We start from the raw sequence: 17738 nt of genomic DNA, 5'->3' as shown, positions 1-17738 counted from the left end.
AAGAGTACGAAATAACAGAAAGGACGAAACCATGAATATTCAGGATCTCCCCATTGAAATAAAAGAACATATAGGGAAAGTTCAGAAAATCACTTTTCCTAAGCAAGGTCATACTTCTACTGTGGCTATTCTACATACGTGCGACCAAAAGTACATCATCAAGAAGACAGAAAATGCTCTTTATAATGAATGGTTATCCGATGAACATCGGGTGCTTCAATACCTTCATCATTCGGGACTCCCTGTTCCAAAGGTATATTCGTTTCATATGGAGGAGACATCGAGATGGCTTCTGATGGATTATATTGACGGAATAAGTTTAAGAGAATTTCTCTCTACAATGCCTGACCTTGAAAGTAAAGAAAAAGCGATTTTTAACTTTGGGCGTTGTTTAAAGAAAATACATGAATGTTCTTGTCCTGTTGAATTATTGAGTAATGACAGTCCTTGGTTAGATACAATGCTTAGCAAAGCAGAATATAATCTAACTCATTTTGCGGTAGACGGCTCAGCAGAACGACTTCAACAGTTGAAAGAAGCACGGCCAAGACCAATAGATAATACTTTTATTCATGGAGATTTTACTATAGATAATGTGCTAGTTAATGATTGCAATATTGTTGGAGTTATTGACTGGGCAGGAGCGGCATATGGCGATCCAAGATATGATGTAGCATTAGCCATTAGACCGAAACCTAATGCGTTTGATAATGAAAGAGATAAAGAAATATTTTATAATGGGTATGGAAAGTTAAGAATAACGGATGAAGAATACAATTATTTTGAAGACGGGATATATAACTTCTTTTAGTTTGGTTTTATATTATTATATTCCAACGTATATCAATCTCTATAGAAGGAGTAAAACAAATGAGCCCTCCAAAACATATCGTATCTGCCGCTGCAATCGTGATCAACGACAAAAATGAATTATTACTTATTAGAGGCCCACGAAGAGGATGGGAAATGCCGGGTGGTCAAGTGGAGGAAGGAGAATCTCTTAGTCAAGCTGCAATTAGAGAGACGAAAGAAGAATCTGGCATCGACATTGAAATTATCAAATTCTGCGGCATCTTTCAGAATATCGAAAATTCAATATGTAACACATTATTTTTAGCCAAACCAATAGGTGGGGAATTAACGACATCATTGGAGAGTTTAGACTCTGGTTTCTTTCCAATGGAAGAAGCCATTTTAAAAGTCGAATGGAAAAACTTCAGAGAAAGAATAGAGTTTTGTTTAAACCCTGAGATGCAACCTTTTTGCATTGAGTTCAGTGATAAGAGTAATATTTAATGTTTCCGGAAAGGAAGTCAATCAATGAAACGAGTCGATGTAGTTTACTCACTACTGACCAATCCATCCAAGTCTAAAGTGCTTGCAGTAAAGAATGTAGGGCGTTCAAGCTGGTCGCTGCCTGGCGGAGCTGTTGAAGCTGGTGAATCATGGGAACAATCAGCAATCCGGGAAGCCCAAGAAGAAACGGGACTTGATGTTAGCGTGCACGGTATTGTAGCAATCAACGAGTGTAAATTTGAAGAAATACAGGAACATGCGATTTTTATCACATTCAGAGCAGAAATTGTCGGAGGGGGAGAAGGGATATCAAGACCAGATGAAATCTCTGAGATGGCATGGTTGGATATTACACAGGCAGATGAGCTCATGCCGTACTACAAGAGCGGCTTTAAAAGCTTACTTAATGGCCATGAGATTACATATTTCAACGAAGGTAACAAGTGATGTTCTGGATGTAGTGTATAAATGGGAGGCTAACAGATGAACAAGAACAGTGTTTATGAAACAAACAGCTTCTATTGGGATACAAGAGGGAATGACTATTTGAGAGCAATCGTGCTTCCGCATTATGGAGCATTCATATCAGAAGAAAAATACCAACTATTTGGGGATGTCTCAGGATTAAAAATGTTAGAGGTGGGCTGTGGAGATGGCCAATCCTTGCAGTATCATGGGGATCACAATGCTGGTGAACTGTGGGGTATGGATATATCACAGAAACAGATAGAAAAGACACAACAACACTTGAGGACACACGGTATTTCGGCAACATTGATATGTTCACCCATGGAAGAGGAATGTGGAATTCCTACGAATTATTTTGACGCTGTGTATTCAATTTATGCCATCGGTTGGACCACTGATCTTCAAGGTACTTTCAGCAGAATCGCTTCTTATTTAAAGAAAGATGGCATTTTTATTTTCAGTTGGTCTCATCCAATTCATAGATGTGTCGTTGAAGAAAACGATAGATTTGTCTTCAATAAGCCATATTCTGATGAATCGTGGTATGCGGTATCTCCTGATCTTGTTCAGGGTGAACTAACTTTAGCGGATCGGCAAATATCAACCTATATCAATTCGTTGGCAAAAGCGGGATTTGTCATTGAACACATGATCGAGGAATCCGATGAGGATATCATGCAATTACATGATAATAGCGATAATCTCCTTAAAAGAGCGAAGGTGTTACCTGTAACTTTTGTGATCAAAGCGAGGAAACTTTAGAAGCGGACTTAGTTATCGGGGGAACTTATGTGAACAAAATACCTTTATTTATAGTGACAGGCGCAAGTGGAACAGGAAAAACAACGATCTCATCGCTTGTTCGCAAGCAACTTCCCGAATTTGACGTCTTTGATATGGATATCATCAATAATGTGGATTGGCAGATTGCCAAAGAGAATTGGTTGCATATCCCTAAGTGGACGAGGAACCGTTTTATGCGGAACGATGGTGCCGGAAAACATTGCATCGTCCGACTACATCGATCGATTCGATCAGATTCTATATATGAATTTGCATTGTGACGACGTTACTCGCGAGACGCGTTTAAGAGCTCGTGGGTGGGATGAGAACTCGATCGAAGATCACAAGCATTTTGCAAATTGGCTACTCCAGAATTCGGAAACTGCATTTGACCCGCCCATGCAAAAAATCGAAACGGCAGAACTTACAGCAGAGGAAGTAGCTGAACAGATCAAAGAATGGGTTCTAAAAAACTGGTGCGAGGAATGAACACCTAAAATAACCTTATAGTTAGATTGAGTGGGAGGAACAGATGTTACCTTTTCAAGTAAATGAATCTATTGTATTAAAGCTGATCGAATCTCAAGATCGAGATGTGTTGTATGCATTAATAGATGAGAATAGAAAGCACTTGAGAACGTGGTTACTCTGGGTTGATAAACGGCAATCGCCCCAAGATTTAGATTCTGTGATAGAGTTATGGACACGTAATTATGAAGAGCGAAACGGTTTTGATTCCGGAATATGGTTTAATGGACAATTGGTCGGGATGATAGGGTTGCACTATATTGATTGGAACAATAGAGCAACGAGCATTGGATATTTTTTAGCTGAGTCAGCACAAGGTAAAGGAATTATTACCAAATCGATAGAACAATTGCTTCAATATCTCTTCAACGAGTTGAAGTTAAATCGTGTAATCATTCAATGTGCAGAAAACAATTTTAAAAGCAGAGCCATACCTGAGAAAATCGGATTTATTAATGAGGGTACATCGCGAGAAGCTCAATGGGTTTACGATCATTACGAGAATATATTGACTTATAGTCTGTTATCTGGTGAATGGGATACTTAAACGGTAGAGTATATCGTCTGCTAAGCGAAGGAGGGCACGGATTGTTTCTCAATGGATTACTTTGGTTGATCATCCTCTGGGTGATATCTATCTATTTCAGTTTTCCCAAGAAAGATCGTATGAACAGCGTCAACGTGCCAAGTACATATTACATTCAATCTTCCAATCAACTGGATATGCAAAAGAATAATGAATGTGCTGCATTTTCCAGTGCGTTCGTCTTGAGACATTTCGGTTTGGAGTCCAACGGAACTAAGCTTTATGAATCCTATCCTCGCAAATTACTGGATGGAACCGTATATCCGAAAGCGGTTGTTGTTTTTTTCAGAAAGCTAGGATACCAGGCAATGTACTTACGTGGTAATGTGAATACGTTGAAGCAACAGATCAGCCAAGGGGTGCCTGTTATTTTATTTATTAAAGTCCATGCCAAACAACGTTACTTGCATTTTGTTCCCGTTGTTGGTTATGATGAAACGCATTTTTACTTGGCAGAATCGTTAGATCACAAGGTTAATTGTGATGAAGAGTATTACAACCGAAAAATCAGCATCAATGAACTCAACACGGTATGGAGGTCATGGTTGCCCTTTTGTCAGAACTCATATATCGTCGTACATCCGAAGAAGACTTAAGAAGGCCCACTCGAGGGAAAGGAATTTACTTTGAACGAACGAATTGGCATTATTCGAAAAATCTGCAGGGTTAAGACATGAAACTCATGCCCAATTGGCATGAGTTTTTCTGTGAACAAATCTACTCACGTAAACAAGTTCGCTTTAATCGCTGGTTATGAAATATAGATAAAACGTATAGGCAGTTGCTACCGAATTTATAGTTTTTCTTATAAATCAGGCTAAGCTTTTTAATTAATTGGTTGTTCGTCCACGCATCTATTTATCTACATACGTACGTTAAACTATGTCCATAGGGAGGTGTCCACACGGTGAGTCATTCAGAAGTGAAGAAACGAATGAAGAGAAAAAAGGCAACATTACATCCGTGTAAACTTAAAAGAAAAGAACGCCGAATGAAAGTGGTTAAGAAGTTCGTTCACGTAAAATGTCCGCCTCCAGAAGTGAATATATCTACCCCTACTGTCGTTGGTCCAACAGGACCGCAAGGGATACAAGGCGTGCAGGGTGTACAGGGTATTCCAGGTAAACAAGGGGTAGAAGGGCCACCTGGAGCTCAAGGACCAGCGGGAGGGCCGCCTGGACCACAAGGACCTCAGGGACAGCCTGGTCCTGCTGGAGCCGTAGGCTCTCAAGGTCCGGTCGGACCTGCTGGCCCCATGGGAGCCCAGGGCATTCCGGGAGAAGCAGGGGCTGTAGGGCCACAGGGTCCGCAAGGTAATCCTGGGCCTGCCGGTGCAATTGGAGCTCAAGGTTTTCCTGGTCCCCCTGGAGCTGTTGGGCCGACGGGTGCGACAGGAGCAGCGGGCCCGGCAGGCACAGCCGGTGCAGCAGGAGTGGCAGGCCCTGCTGGAGCAGTAGGCCCGGCAGGCACAGCCGGTGCAACAGGAGCAACAGGCCCTGCTGGAGCTGCAGGCACAGCTGGTGCAACAGGAGCGGTAGGCCCTGCTGGAGCAGTGGGCGCGACAGGAGCGACAGGAGTAGCTGGTCCCGCTGGGGCAACAGGATCTACAGGAGCGACCGGAGCAGCCGGAAGCGTGCTGGGATTCGCTGACTTTTTCGCACTGATGCCACCTGATAATGCTGCAACGGTTGCTCCCGGTACGGATGTAAGCTTTCCTCAGGATGGGCCAACAAGTGGAACAACTATCGCCCGCACGGGGCCTAGTTCATTCAATCTGGCAGCCATTGGTACGTATCAGATTTTGTTCCAAGTGAGCATCAATGAAGCGGGTCAATTAATCTTGACCCTCAATGGGGCAGATTTGGCCCCTACAGTAGTTGGGCGAGCTACGGGTACGTCTCAGATTGTGGGTATGGCCTTGGTACAGACAACCGTGATTAATTCTATTCTGACCGTTCGAAACCCGGCTGGTAATTCTACTGCGTTAACAATTACGCCACTTGCGGGCGGAACAAGACCTGTATCGGCACATCTTGTGATCACACAATTAGCATGAGTCCGTTATCAGCCCTGGCTAAGTGTACTTTGCTTTATTAAATAGGCATCCCCAATGTAACATTGGTGTGCTTGAACGGAGATCTCAGTGCTTTACTCAGGCTGTTATCTCCGTTGGGGCTGATGTTGTACATATTAATTAGATTTGAAGACCAAAAAATAATATTAGCCCTGTTTCGGTAGCAGGTAGCGGACAAGAGTTCTTCAATGAAGCATACCTATTCATTCACTCCTTCTTTGATTTAATTGTTCAAATATTTAATCGGGTTAACAAGTTCCGTGTCCGTCCGCATATACATTACAGGAGACGGGTCAAGACTCCGGCTGTCCTAAGTTGTATGAACGGAGGGAGAGACATGGGCATTGAATCATCCTGGATGTTTGATTTGTTTGGAACCGTCTTTCCGGTTGTATTTGTTCTGATTATAGGTATAGTCCTTCTGTCGATGGGAAAAGAGGTATGGAGGTGGGGACGCAACAACTCGGAGCCGCTGTTGACCGTGCCTTCACGAATCACCAGCAGACGGATGAAGTTGAGCCAGACTCAATCTGAACCAGGCAGTACAGCACGAACGTTATACTACGTCACCTTTGAAGTGGAGAGTGGAGATCGACTCGAATTCAAAGTTAATGGCGAAGAGTATGGTTTGTGTGCTGAGGGAGACGAAGGACGGCTCTCGTTCAAAGGAACGCGTTATGTAGGCTTCGAGCGATATAATCGTGTGTATTCCGAACGCCTACGGGGTTAAACTAAGCAGCTTGCGCCAGGATGGCGTGAGCTTTTTTTGATTATTTGCTGGACAAGCGTTTCTTAATGGCTTTAACGTGTATTTATATAAGAAGAGGCATACTGAGATTATGATCAAAGGATCATTACCATAGAGGAGGCAATGAACATGTCATTTACAGACCAGGTTGTTGTTGTAACCGGTGCGGCACAGGGAATTGGACGGAGTGTGGCTGAGGCTTACGCGGTCGCCGGTGCCAAAGTTGTACTTGCTGACTACCAGGAAGCGGAGGGTGCGGCAGCTGCAGCTTCCATTCGTAATGAAGGTGGAGAAGCCATTTTTGTCCAATGTGATGTTCGAAGTGAGCGGGACATTACGAACCTTTTTCGCACAACCGTGGAAGAGTTCAATCAAATTGATGTGTTGGTGAATAATGCAGGACTCGCCAAATGGAAGTCCCCCTATGAGCTAACGCTGGAAGAATGGGACGATGTACTCAATACGAATGTGAGAAGTTGCTTTTTGGCAAGTCGGGAAGCAGCCAAACATATGAAAAGCAATGAGCACGGGGGTGCCATTATCAACATGGCTTCTACACGTGCACTGATGTCTGAGCCGGATACCGAAGCTTATGCCGCATCCAAAGGAGCGATAGTAGCTCTAACGCATGCGCTGGCGGTCTCACTGGGTAAAGACCAAATTCGGGTCAATTGTATCAGTCCGGGATGGATTGAAACGGGTGACGTGGAGAAATTGAAGAAGGAGGATTATGAACAGCATCCATCCGGTCGAGTGGGTGTTCCTTCGGATATCTCCCGTGCTTGTCTATATTTATCTGATCCAAGCAATACCTTTGTCACAGGGACCAACCTCATTATTGATGGAGGCATGACCCGAAAAATGATATATGAGGACTAGAACCGGGATCGATCCGGGCGAGCCCGCCACTATACCAACTTAAGAGTAATAAGCCCAAGTTAAGCACTTGGGCTTATTTGTTTTTGATAACTCGGTTGCTATAATAAATGTGATTTTACAACCGTAGAGGAATGGAGGGAGTATATGTTCGGGAAACAATCCCGGAAGGTATTTTGGCTGTTACTGCTGATCGGAGGGATGATAATGATAGGGAATGAGTCACCTGCTGAAGCTGACGGCGCGGATATACGGGCGGCCTGGGTATGGCAGGCACAGTCTGTTAGCAACGGAGATGAGCTGTTGGCCAATGCAGCTAGACATAAGATAAACAGGCTATACGTAAATGTAGACATGACGCTGTCCAAGGAGGTATACCAGACGTTTATAGCCAAAGCCAGCCGTGCAGATATCGCGGTTGAAGCGCTAGGAGGCGATCCATCCTGGGCAGTCAGTGGCCGTGAAGGCCCCATGCTCAGATTAGCGTCGTGGGTAAGTGACTACAATCAGGCTGCTGAGCCCAACGAGCAATTTGATGCCATACATCTGGATATCAAGCCCTATGTGTTATCAGCTTGGCAAGAAGATGCCAAGCCACTGGTACAATCCTGGGTGGCCAATATGAATCTGTTATTTGAGCAAGTGAGACAGAATGGCGCGGTTGCCGTGAATATGGACCTGCCATTTTGGCTGGATTCCTATACTATCACAGGGAATAGAGTTTCGGAGGATGCAGATAACGAACCATTGTCACGTTGGTTCATCGAACAAGTGGATCATGTCACTTTACTCGCTTACCGTGATAACGCACAAGGAAACAACGGTATCATACGTTTAATTGAACAGGAAATGAACTGGGCCGACGCCAGCAATGTGAGTGTCACGGTTGGGTTGAACACCAAACCAATGCCTGGCGAGGAATTCACGACTTTTGCCGGTAAAGGTGCAGCGCAGCTGGAAAGCGTTATTGAAGAAGTTGCCTCCGCATTCAGTGAACATACTTCATACGCCGGTTCTGCTGTACATGACATCGTATACTGGGGACAACTGGAGCCGTCAGAACTGCCATTACCGGAGATTCCAGCCAATCAGCCCGAGATTCGGGGGACGTATATCTGGGAGGCCTCTCAGGTGACGAATGACGGGGGAGAGCACATACTAGAGTTTGCGAGAGCGCAAAATATTAACTGGTTGTATGTTCGTTTAGATCTGGATCAACCGTATTCGAGTTACCGCAGTTTTGTAAAACGGGCCAATGCACAGGGCATTGAAATCCATGCCATGGGCGGACATCCGATCTGGGGCAAAAAGGAAAACCGTCCACGCATTCAGCGCCTGATTGATTATGTGAAAAACTATAATGCGGAATCCGAGCCGGATGAACGATTTGAAGGTATCCATCTGGATATTGAACCTTACACTTTGCCGGAATGGGAGAATAATCGGGACACCCTGTTGACCGAATGGGCAGCCAACATTACATTTTTCCAGGAAGAAACGAAGAAGGACAGTGATCTCGAAACAAGTGCAGACCTTGCTGTATGGCTGGATACCTTCCCGTTGCCGGGAAAAGACATGTCTGTGACAGAGTTTATGATTGATACACTTGATCATGTGTCGATGATGGCATTCCGTAATCAGGCAGAAGGGTCCAATGGCATTGCTGCTGTTGTGAGTCAGGAGATGGAGATTGCAGATCGTCTGGGCAAAAGGTTAATGATTTCCGTAGAAATGAAGCAGAACCATGAAGGTCAGCATATTTCTTTTTATGAGAAAGGGGCGGCGGAAATGGAACTTCAGCTCGCCAAGCTTCCGGATCTGCTGGCTGAGCATCAGGCTTACCAAGGCAACATTGTACATGCCTATGATTATTGGATTGAAGCCAAGCCTTAAACCGGCGAGTATTATAAGAAACGAATTGCTTCGGGACTTCACCTTGGGTGGGGTTCCGGGCTTTTTTTATGGAAAAAAGATGGAATCGTGTCACCGAATGGGCTCCTGCACAATACGATGTACGGTGATGAACAGCTGAAACAAAGGAGGAAACAGACTATGGCTGTTATTAAAGCCAACTCAGAGGACGTCAAGCTGCTGGCTAGGCTGCTGAGGGCGGAGGCTGAAGGTGACGGCGAACAAGGCATGCTGCTTGTAGGTAATGTAGGTGTGAACCGGGTGCTGGTGGATTGTCTGGACTTCAAAGATATTCGTGACATCAACCGCATGGTATTTCAGAACCCCGGAGGCTTCGAGTCAACACAGAAGGGTTACTTCTACCAACGGGCGAGACAATCCGAGATTCGTCTGGCACAACGTGTAATTAATGGAGAACGGTTTTGGCCAGCCAGCAATTCATTGTGGTTTTTCCGACCTGTGGGCGACTGTCCGGATACGTGGTATAACCAGCAAAATACAGGACGTTTCAAAGCACATTGTTTCTTCAGTCCGACAGGCGACGACTGTCCGGAAGTCTATTAAATTTGGGGAGGAATCACTATGATTAATCAACCGTATCAACCTACGACTCAAACAATGGGTCAGCAAGCGAATTCCGTATTGGGCCAGCAAGCGAATTCTGTGTTGGGTCAACAAGCCAACTCTCAGGTTCAAGGTACATCTTACAAAATTGGTAACGGCATGCCTAGCATGTCACCAACGCCAGGAATGGTATCCCCTAGCTCAACTAGTGTACCGCCACTCGTATCCAGCGGAAGTCCAATGACTCCCTCGGGTGCTGTGGTTACGACAACGGCTCCTCAATTTGAGCAATCGTACATTGAAAATATTCTGCGTCTGAATCTCGGGAAGTACGGCACGTTCTACATGACATATGAAGGCAACAAAGAATGGAATGCTCGCATATTCCAAGGTATTATTGAGGCAGCGGGCCGTGACCATATTATTATCAGCGACCCGAAGACTGGAAGACGGATCATGCTGTTGATGGTCAATTTCGACTATGCTACATTTGATGAGCCATTGTTGTATCAATATCCGGGCGTGGTAGGCAATTACCCACAAGCTCCGAGCAGATTCTAATTGGTGGTTCTTCGTTTCAATTGATTGGATATGTCTAACACATCCTGATATATTATGCTGTCCCGAATGTGGAGATGATCCGCGGACGGGACAGCTTTTTACATAAGCATTTAAGCGGAATCGTTACAAAAATAATTGAGTCAGACGTAACCTTTTGATAAAAAGATGGCACTTATATATGAACAGAACAAGCAACATGCCTATATGAAGGGAGTCCATAGCATTGAAGTCATGGATTGAAGGAGCAATGAAGGGCGAACCCGAAGCTTATGCGCAACTGATGGCGCAATATCGCGGAATGGCTCTTACTGTAGCCCATCACCGGCTGGGGGAACCATTCTGGGCAGAAGATGTTGTGCAGGAGGCCTTTACGGAGGCCTTTGGCAATCTGTCCAAATTGGAGGACCCAGAGGCCTTCCCTGGGTGGTTCAAGGTAATCGTGGAGAGGCAGTGTTATCGCTGGCTACGACGCAAGCAGCATACCATGATTCCCGTTCAGGAGTTGGAGCATGTTTTCCAGGAAGAGGATCAGGCGCATAATCCGGAAAAACAAGCGGTGCAAAACGAAATGAATCGTACGCTGCGTGATTCTGTTGCAATACTTCCATCATCGATGCGGATAGCTGTTGAACTGTTTTATTTGGAAGGATACTCACTCAAGGAAATATCGGATTTCCTCGGGGTCAACGTACCTGCATTAAAGAAAAGACTGTTCGATGCCCGATCCAAACTCAAGCGCTCTATGCCTGTGAGAGATCTGGTCTCGATGTTCAATGATTTATATGAAGGAGGAAAAGGATTGTTACACATTATGAATGGGGACCACGCTGCCAATCGTTTAAGAGAGAGTGGAATCGAGGGGGATATCCTCGTATGGAGAGAATTATATACGTTTGGACCGGTAGTCCAAGATATGGGAGGCGCAGAAGAGCGGAAGAATCGGGCATCCGTATTGGAACGGCAATTGGGAATTCCACAGACGGAATACTTGCAGATTGAGGAACTTGAACGCAAGTTGCATTCGTTTCAACAATATAAGGAGATTGTCCTATGGTTTGAATACGATCTCTATGACCAGACGATGTTATCTTACCTGTTACATTATTTCAACGGACAAGCGCTCCAGAATACGAAGCTGAATCTGCTCTGTATCGACTCGTATCCAGAGATTGAGCACTTTAGGGGATTGGGTCAGCTTACTTCCTCGCAGATCGAACGGTTGTCCGGGAGTTGGCATCTGATTGAGAAAAAGGAGCTACAAGCCGGTACACAGTTCTGGGAAGCCTATACGTCAACGGATATACGGAATCATCTGGATTATTTACAGGCAGAGACTTCTGCGCTACCCTTTGCAAAAGCTGCCTTTAAGGCGCATTTATCCCGTGTGCCGTCGGTATCCAATGGCCTTGGAGTCATTGAACAGACGACCCTGGAGACCGTTAGAGCGGGAGTAGATCGTCCATATCCTTTGTTTCGCGAGGTAGGGGAGAAGCTGCATATTCTTGGGATGGGTGATCTTGAATACTGGGCACATCTGAGGCGGATGACAGAAGGCCCTCATGCTCTGCTTCATATGATTGGAGCAACAACTTTCCCTAATTTCAAGCAACATGATGAAACATTCCGTGAAGGAGTCCTGTCGCTAACGGAACTCGGAATTCAGGTTTTGAATGGAGAAGTCGATTGGGCACTGCTGAAACAGGATGAATTCTGGATCGGTGGATTGCATAATGCAAGTGGGAAACAGCCCAGCTGGCGCTGGAATCCTGCCTCTGAGACTGTAGTGGAGATTGAGTCTACATCGTAATTAGTGGATAGAATCTGGGGAAAGAATAGTATTGTAAAAGAGAGTATCCAGCCATGCGGAAGCATGAGCGAGGGTGCTCTCTTTGGTTTGGTTAGATGATTGTATGTGAAATGTTAAAAAAAACAGCGTAATCATTACTTTTGTTAAAGAAAAAAGGCGATTGTGCCATTTCGTTGTCATAGGACACGGATTGACTGTGTAGTGTAGAATTATATAATAAAAGAAGCATATCTTTGTTATTCGACAGAACAAGGTGGAGGTGGAAGCATTGGGAAGTTGAAATTGCATATGAACGGCAGAATGGCTAATATCCTACATTTTCGAAGGAGGTGGACCTATTTGCCGAAGAATGACGGCGAATAGGATGAAAATTTGAGTGACCCCTTACCGAGTATTTTAAATTTAGTATTAATTGGTTTACTTGTATTGATGAATGGTTTCTTTGTGTCGGCGGAATTCGCGATGGTGAAAGTTCGTGGAAGCCGGATCGAGACTTTGGTGGAAACAGGCAACAAAAATGCAATATATGCTTCCAATATCATACGTAATATGGATGCATATCTATCAGCTTGCCAATTAGGTATAACGCTCGCTTCACTTGGACTTGGATGGTTGGGAGAACCCGCAATTGCACACTTGTTAGAGCCCATGTTTACCGCATTTGGACTAGGACCCGTCTACGTTCATGGAATCTCTATTGCCATTGCATTTGTAATTATTACAATCCTGCATATTGTACTGGGGGAACTAGCTCCCAAGACGATGGCGATTCGAAAGTCTGAAACGATCACGCTGTGGTCTGCAGCCTTGCTAACGTTCTTCTACAAGTTAATGTATCCATTCATATGGGCACTAAACGGTATGGCTAATGGCTTGTTGAGACTTTTCCGAATGGCACCCGCTTCCGAGATGGACGACGCGCATAGTGAAGATGAATTACGTATTCTCATGAAAGAAAGCAATAAGAGCGGTTTAATTGATAACACTGAATTAGCACTTGTTGATAATATATTTGATTTTACGGATACAACCGCCCGTGAAATTATGATTCCGCGGACGGAAATGATCTGTCTGAATGCCAATCAGTCCATGCTGGAAAATCTGGAGATTGCCAGTGAGAGTATGCGAACAAGGTATCCGGTATATAACGGAGACAAGGATCATATTATCGGCTTTATTCACATTAAGGATCTGATGCGATCCCAACTTACGGATACCATCTCCGTGATCCGGCCTATCCTGGCTGTGCCAGATACCACCCTGATCAGTGATCTGCTTAAGCGTATGCAGCGTAGCAAAACGCAGATTGCGATTCTGATTGATGAATACGGGGGAACCTCCGGGCTTGTCACACTTGAAGATATCATGGAAGAGATCGTAGGCGAGATTCAGGATGAATTCGACCAGGAGCGTCCTGCCATTGAGCAAGTGGATGAGATGGAATACTCCATTGATGGCATGATGCTGATTGAAGAAGTCAGTGAACGATTCGGACTGGAGATGGACCGTGCCGATTACGATACCATCGGAGGTTGGCTATACTCCAGAGTGGATGCCATTCCACCTGAGGTCGGTCAATCGGTTGAGTATGGAGGTTATGTATTTGTCATTCAAGAGACAGAGCATAAGCGGATTTCCCGAGTGAATGTGATTAAGCTGGAACTGTTGGTTGAAGAAGAAGGCGCTTAGCCAGATCGAAATTCGAACAAATGAAGCTGTATGGTGACGAATGGTCATCGTACGGCTTCTTTGCATGCTCATGATTCCTGGGGTGTGAACAACAATACTTACATTACTGAATACATACGGGATGGAATAATTTAGGTTTCACCATATTTGAAAATGTATAAAAAAACAAAAGACGCTGCCGACATAGAATCGGAGCGTCTAATTTTTTTTGAAACCTGTCACCTGATTCGTCCGTTTATACCCTTACACAAAATGAAGTATAGAAGCGGAGGATGGATCAATATGCGGAAGATGAATAATAAGAGTGCAGTATCTATACTAAAAATAACCCTTGTTGCCTTGTTCATGGTGCCAACACTTCTGGTTATTCCTACGTCTGAACCAGCCGTTGCAAGCCCGATTATGAAGGTGTCCTCTGGTGCACTTACAGCTCCACCGCCGCCAGAACCATCCATCCATTCGCTCGCTAACACTCGCGAACGGGGACATATCTATCAAGCGGTCGGTGCAGTCATCCCTGGTGGAGGACTGTCGGCCATCGTGAATACCAAGACTACGACCTATACAGCAATGAAGACACTTTCCGTAGATTATCGGCTTGAGCGTTGGACAGGAACAGCATGGGTGACTTTCAAAGCTGGTTCCAACAATGAAATGAATACAAACTTACTCAATGCCTCATCGGATTGGACCGTTATGCCAGGATATTATTATCGCGTTACCAGTATTCATACAGCGTATGATGGAAGTACTACGGATACAAGCAAACATGTCTCTGGCACCGTGTTGTTTTGATATTATCGGCGGGTACTGCCAGGAAACTTCTGCTCTTGAAAATCGTTGGCAATCGCAGTCATTTCTTCTTCTGAAAGGGTGCCAAACAGACTCATATTGTTCGAGCCCATCATCCACTGAAAGGAGTTATAGGGTGGGCCGATATACATTAGTGCTTCCGTACCGTCTGCCAGCTTAACGGTGCTCATATCACGAAGCATGGCCCCTTCAATTTTCTCCCCAGGCATGACATAAACATAATCAAACTGGATAATCTCATCTTCTATGCTCTTGCCTTCACTGGTATATTGAACTCTCATTTGGGTGGACTCATAATAATCGTCTGGATTCACAGGGTTTTCTGTATCAAGCACAAGTTCGAATTTGACCTTATTGAATCGCTCCGGAATGGCCTTGGATAACAGAAAGTCACCCATGAACCCTTCACGTGCAATCTCTTCCGTAACAAGCACTGGACGAAGCACGTGGCGCGATAACTCATACGAAGGTGTATTAAGAGCCTCTTCTTCTTGTACTCTAAGAATATCTTCCAATGATGTTTCCGGTGGTGGAGGCGTTTTGGCGGTTGACGGATCAGCCCCCAGATGGGTCGTGCGATCTTCGATGATAATGGATTTCATGCCGTTGCCCCAATCCTTGATGGATTGCACGAATGGGGATACCGCTTGCGTACCGGATGGCAGGCTGAAAATAACCGCCCCGATGGTCACGGATGCAGCTACGACAACTGAAAGTCGCAAGGTACGTATTCTTTTTTTACGTAAACCGATTCTGTTAATTTCCCGTTGTACCTTCTGCCAGGATTGCTGCATGGATTCGGTATGGGAGGCGGAAGGGGCAGAGACAGCTTGATGGAAAGCCTCATCAAAAGCCATTTCAAACGCAGCGTCGAAATATTCGTCTTCTAGCTCGGAATCGAATTGCTCCACATGCTTATCGGACTTGCCTTTGCTCAATGCTTCCACCCCATTCCTTATGTAATTTCTTCTTGATACTGCCGCGGGCTCTGAACAAGCGTTGCTTCACAATCTCTTCGGAGGTATCCAGCAGTTCGGCCATCTCTCGGTAGGAGAGACCTTTTTTCCACCGTAACTCCACTAGTACACGGTATTCCGGTTTGAGCTGTCCGAGATAATATTCAATGGACTCTTCCATCATCTGCGTTTCTACCATACTTTCCACGGAAGCTGCTGTCTGATTCATCGTCTCCATATCTATAAAAACACTATCCGTATCCAATTGGTTACGGTTATTTTTATTTTTTCTCAGATAATTAATAGCGGTGTTCCGTGTGACGACCTTGAGCCAGGCTTTCAGTTTGACCTCGTCTTCGAAAATGGGTTTGTTTTTAATAATTTTAATAAAAGCTTCCTGAATAATATCTTCTGCTGCAGCACGCTCCTTGATAATATAAACGATAAGACCATGTACCATATTATAATATTCATAATACACTTCTTCCTGAAGTGCAGATCCTAAATTATGGAAATCTGAGGCAAGTAGTAACTGGAGCCGATTGGCCATGATGTTCTCCTTTCTGGTGAACAATCCACAAACATTGGTATCATTACATTTTACAACATAATATGGAAACGATACAATGGGAGGTTGGTCCGAGAAAAACCAGAAGAAGAGAGCATGTGCAGCCTCCGGACAGTTTGCTGAAAATTAATAAAAAGGCTGTCTTGCAACCATGAATACATAGTTGCAAGACAGCCTTATGACCGAAAAGTGAGAATGTTTCTTTCGAGCACTTTTCCGTAATCAGTTAAAATGCCCAGTCTCCTTTAAGGAAGATGGGCTCACGTTCACCGTTTGCCGTAATACCGTAGATGTCCGTCTCGGGGGAGCCCATCATGAAGTCCACATGGGTGATACTGCTATTCATGCCACGGGCTGCAAGCTCTTCAGGAGACATCGTTTTGCCACCTTCGATATTGAATGCATAGGAACTGCCAATCGCAAGGTGGCAGGACGCATTCTCATCATACAATGTCGTGTAATACAGGATGCCACTCTCAGAGATCGGTGAATGAAAGGGAACCAATGCGACTTCGCCGAGGTAATGAGAGCCTTCATCCATCGAAATGAGTCTTTCCAGTGTGTCCTGACCTTCTTCAGCATGAAAATCAACGATGCGTCCGTTCTCGAATGTGAGTGAAAAACGATCAATGATACTGCCACCGTAGCTGAGTGGTTTGGTGCTGGACACCTTACCATTAACGCCATGTTTGGATGGAGCGGTGAATACTTCCTCTGTCGGGATATTGGCAACAAAAGGGATGCCTTGCTCATTTACGCTACCCGCCTGCGCCCAAATATGGCCTTCTGGAAGCTCGACTGTAAGATCCGTCCCGGGGGAGAGGAAATGAAGTGCTTGATACTTTTTGTTATTGAGTGCCACAGCCTTGGTTTCCAGTCGTTCAATATGCTGTTCCCAGGCCGCTACAGGGTCCTCCAGGTCGGCTCTCACCGCAGCAAAAATGGCTTCCCACAGCTGGTTAACCTGCTCCGTTGCCGGGAGATCCGGGAATACTTTGGCTGCCCAAGCGGGAGAAGGACAAGCCACACCCGTCCAGCTCATTTTATCCGCTTGTTGATACTGTCGGTACTTGGCCATCGCCTGACCAAATGTACGCTGATGGGCCGAGATCCGCGCAGGATCAATACCTTTCATCAGATCCGGGCTGGATGACAATACGGTCAGGAAGGCTGCATTATTGGCCGCCAGTTCTTCAAGCTCCGCTGCATGCCACTTTGGCGGCTCTTGGAAGGATTCCTCTGGGGCCATCTCAAACCGCAATCGATTCACCGTTTCATCACTGTATTTTACAATAACCTGCTTGGCACCGGCCTCGTATCCCTTACGCACAAGCAAGCGTACGAATTCAGCGGTATCAATCATCGCACTAATGACAAATACTTGCCCAGGCTGCACGTTGGCACCTACTCTTACAGCCAGTTCAGCGTAACGATCCAGTTTTTGTTCAAAACTTAACATATGCATTCCCTCCAGTTATTGAATTTTTCGACCTGTTGACGCAGGAAAAGA

The 17738-nt window shown here is 45.1% G+C and carries 19 protein-coding genes; 16 read left to right on the top strand and 3 right to left on the bottom strand.

The annotated features are described in order from the left end of the window. The first annotated feature begins 31 nt into the window (after nucleotides 1–31). The 16 genes from NLBNIHML_RS04450 (at nucleotide 32) to NLBNIHML_RS04375 (ending at nucleotide 14686) form a co-directional block, all read left to right on the top strand. Complete coding sequence (locus NLBNIHML_RS04450; protein ID WP_494353863.1) at nucleotides 32–811, top strand: phosphotransferase family protein; 780 nt, start codon at nucleotides 32–34, stop codon at nucleotides 809–811. A gap of 59 nt (nucleotides 812–870) precedes the next feature. After that, the gene (locus tag NLBNIHML_RS04445; RefSeq protein WP_472477636.1) at nucleotides 871–1296 is read left to right on the top strand and encodes an NUDIX hydrolase; all 426 of its coding nucleotides are present in this window, start codon (nucleotides 871–873) and stop codon (nucleotides 1294–1296) included. A 24-nt stretch (nucleotides 1297–1320) separates the two neighbouring features. Next, entirely contained in the window at nucleotides 1321–1743 is a 423-nt protein-coding gene (locus NLBNIHML_RS04440) for an NUDIX hydrolase (protein WP_494353862.1), read from the top strand. Nucleotides 1744–1779: 36 nt separating this feature from the next. Continuing rightward, nucleotides 1780–2526, top strand: a complete 747-nt coding sequence (locus NLBNIHML_RS04435) for a class I SAM-dependent methyltransferase (protein ID WP_494353861.1) — start codon at nucleotides 1780–1782, stop codon at nucleotides 2524–2526. Between the two features lie 29 nt (nucleotides 2527–2555). Continuing rightward, nucleotides 2556–2828, top strand: coding sequence for a DEAD/DEAH box helicase family protein (locus tag NLBNIHML_RS04430; RefSeq protein WP_494353860.1), 273 nt, complete (start codon nucleotides 2556–2558; stop codon nucleotides 2826–2828). Nucleotides 2829–3079: 251 nt separating this feature from the next. Continuing rightward, nucleotides 3080–3622, top strand: a complete 543-nt coding sequence (locus NLBNIHML_RS04425; RefSeq protein ID WP_494353859.1) for a GNAT family N-acetyltransferase — start codon at nucleotides 3080–3082, stop codon at nucleotides 3620–3622. Between the two features lie 41 nt (nucleotides 3623–3663). Then, nucleotides 3664–4257 (top strand): C39 family peptidase, encoded by a 594-nt coding sequence (locus tag NLBNIHML_RS04420; protein ID WP_342570241.1) that lies wholly within the window; start codon nucleotides 3664–3666, stop codon nucleotides 4255–4257. A 311-nt stretch (nucleotides 4258–4568) separates the two neighbouring features. After that, nucleotides 4569–5717 (top strand): collagen-like protein, encoded by a 1149-nt coding sequence (locus tag NLBNIHML_RS04415; RefSeq protein ID WP_494353858.1) that lies wholly within the window; start codon nucleotides 4569–4571, stop codon nucleotides 5715–5717. 355 nt (nucleotides 5718–6072) lie between these two features. After that, entirely contained in the window at nucleotides 6073–6465 is a 393-nt protein-coding gene (locus NLBNIHML_RS04410; protein ID WP_339234346.1) for a DUF2500 domain-containing protein, read from the top strand. 147 nt (nucleotides 6466–6612) lie between these two features. Continuing rightward, nucleotides 6613–7362: a glucose 1-dehydrogenase gene (locus tag NLBNIHML_RS04405; RefSeq protein ID WP_494353857.1), complete on the top strand. Its 750-nt coding sequence runs from the start codon at nucleotides 6613–6615 to the stop codon at nucleotides 7360–7362. Nucleotides 7363–7566: 204 nt separating this feature from the next. Then, a complete protein-coding gene (locus tag NLBNIHML_RS04400; protein ID WP_339234341.1) occupies nucleotides 7567–9252 on the top strand; it encodes a hypothetical protein in 1686 nt (561 codons plus the stop codon). Nucleotides 9253–9411: 159 nt separating this feature from the next. After that, complete coding sequence (locus NLBNIHML_RS04395) at nucleotides 9412–9834, top strand: cell wall hydrolase (RefSeq protein WP_278294688.1); 423 nt, start codon at nucleotides 9412–9414, stop codon at nucleotides 9832–9834. A gap of 99 nt (nucleotides 9835–9933) precedes the next feature. Continuing rightward, a complete protein-coding gene (gerQ, locus tag NLBNIHML_RS04390; RefSeq protein WP_445252831.1) occupies nucleotides 9934–10395 on the top strand; it encodes a spore coat protein GerQ in 462 nt (153 codons plus the stop codon). Nucleotides 10396–10618: 223 nt separating this feature from the next. Beyond that, on the top strand, nucleotides 10619–12202 hold the full coding sequence (locus NLBNIHML_RS04385; protein ID WP_494353856.1) for a sigma-70 family RNA polymerase sigma factor: 1584 nt from the start codon (nucleotides 10619–10621) through the stop codon (nucleotides 12200–12202). A 429-nt stretch (nucleotides 12203–12631) separates the two neighbouring features. Continuing rightward, nucleotides 12632–13891 (top strand): hemolysin family protein, encoded by a 1260-nt coding sequence (locus NLBNIHML_RS04380; RefSeq protein ID WP_494354669.1) that lies wholly within the window; start codon nucleotides 12632–12634, stop codon nucleotides 13889–13891. A gap of 282 nt (nucleotides 13892–14173) precedes the next feature. After that, nucleotides 14174–14686 carry a hypothetical protein gene (locus NLBNIHML_RS04375; RefSeq protein ID WP_339234334.1) on the top strand — a complete coding sequence of 171 codons (513 nt, stop codon included), beginning with the start codon at nucleotides 14174–14176 and terminating at the stop codon, nucleotides 14684–14686. Between the two features lie 2 nt (nucleotides 14687–14688). Here the strand turns inward: NLBNIHML_RS04375 and NLBNIHML_RS04370 are convergent, their stop codons facing one another. The 3 genes from NLBNIHML_RS04370 to NLBNIHML_RS04360 all read right to left on the bottom strand — a co-directional run bounded on the left by NLBNIHML_RS04370 (nucleotide 14689) and on the right by NLBNIHML_RS04360 (nucleotide 17687). Further along, nucleotides 14689–15642: a hypothetical protein gene (locus tag NLBNIHML_RS04370; protein ID WP_339255760.1), complete on the bottom strand. Its 954-nt coding sequence runs from the start codon at nucleotides 15640–15642 to the stop codon at nucleotides 14689–14691. Then, nucleotides 15620–16210 (bottom strand): RNA polymerase sigma factor, encoded by a 591-nt coding sequence (locus NLBNIHML_RS04365; protein ID WP_339234332.1) that lies wholly within the window; start codon nucleotides 16208–16210, stop codon nucleotides 15620–15622. The genes NLBNIHML_RS04370 and NLBNIHML_RS04365 overlap by 23 nt, the downstream gene beginning before the upstream one ends. A gap of 244 nt (nucleotides 16211–16454) precedes the next feature. Further along, entirely contained in the window at nucleotides 16455–17687 is a 1233-nt protein-coding gene (locus tag NLBNIHML_RS04360; RefSeq protein ID WP_494353855.1) for an aminopeptidase, read from the bottom strand. Nucleotides 17688–17738: the final 51 nt, after the last annotated feature.

It is taken from the genome of Paenibacillus sp. JNU01 (assembly GCF_059130585.1).
Note: the sequence above shows the minus strand (reverse complement) of the source record. Positions and strands in the feature narration are given on the sequence as shown.

What these genes read in the sequence shown, in the direction of transcription:
- NLBNIHML_RS04450 (WP_494353863.1), top strand. Translation starts at nt 32, where the DNA reads ATGAATATTCAGGATCTCCCCATTGAAATAAAAGAACATATAGGGAAA.
- NLBNIHML_RS04445 (WP_472477636.1), top strand. Translation starts at nt 871, where the DNA reads ATGAGCCCTCCAAAACATATCGTATCTGCCGCTGCAATCGTGATCAAC.
- NLBNIHML_RS04440 (WP_494353862.1), top strand. Translation starts at nt 1,321, where the DNA reads ATGAAACGAGTCGATGTAGTTTACTCACTACTGACCAATCCATCCAAG.
- NLBNIHML_RS04435 (WP_494353861.1), top strand. Translation starts at nt 1,780, where the DNA reads ATGAACAAGAACAGTGTTTATGAAACAAACAGCTTCTATTGGGATACA.
- NLBNIHML_RS04425 (WP_494353859.1), top strand. Translation starts at nt 3,080, where the DNA reads ATGTTACCTTTTCAAGTAAATGAATCTATTGTATTAAAGCTGATCGAA.
- NLBNIHML_RS04410 (WP_339234346.1), top strand. Translation starts at nt 6,073, where the DNA reads ATGGGCATTGAATCATCCTGGATGTTTGATTTGTTTGGAACCGTCTTT.
- NLBNIHML_RS04405 (WP_494353857.1), top strand. Translation starts at nt 6,613, where the DNA reads ATGTCATTTACAGACCAGGTTGTTGTTGTAACCGGTGCGGCACAGGGA.
- NLBNIHML_RS04400 (WP_339234341.1), top strand. Translation starts at nt 7,567, where the DNA reads ATGATAGGGAATGAGTCACCTGCTGAAGCTGACGGCGCGGATATACGG.
- NLBNIHML_RS04395 (WP_278294688.1), top strand. Translation starts at nt 9,412, where the DNA reads ATGGCTGTTATTAAAGCCAACTCAGAGGACGTCAAGCTGCTGGCTAGG.
- NLBNIHML_RS04380 (WP_494354669.1), top strand. Translation starts at nt 12,632, where the DNA reads ATGAATGGTTTCTTTGTGTCGGCGGAATTCGCGATGGTGAAAGTTCGT.
- NLBNIHML_RS04375 (WP_339234334.1), top strand. Translation starts at nt 14,174, where the DNA reads ATGCGGAAGATGAATAATAAGAGTGCAGTATCTATACTAAAAATAACC.
- NLBNIHML_RS04365 (WP_339234332.1), bottom strand. Translation starts at nt 16,210, where the DNA reads ATGGCCAATCGGCTCCAGTTACTACTTGCCTCAGATTTCCATAATTTA.
- NLBNIHML_RS04360 (WP_494353855.1), bottom strand. Translation starts at nt 17,687, where the DNA reads ATGTTAAGTTTTGAACAAAAACTGGATCGTTACGCTGAACTGGCTGTA.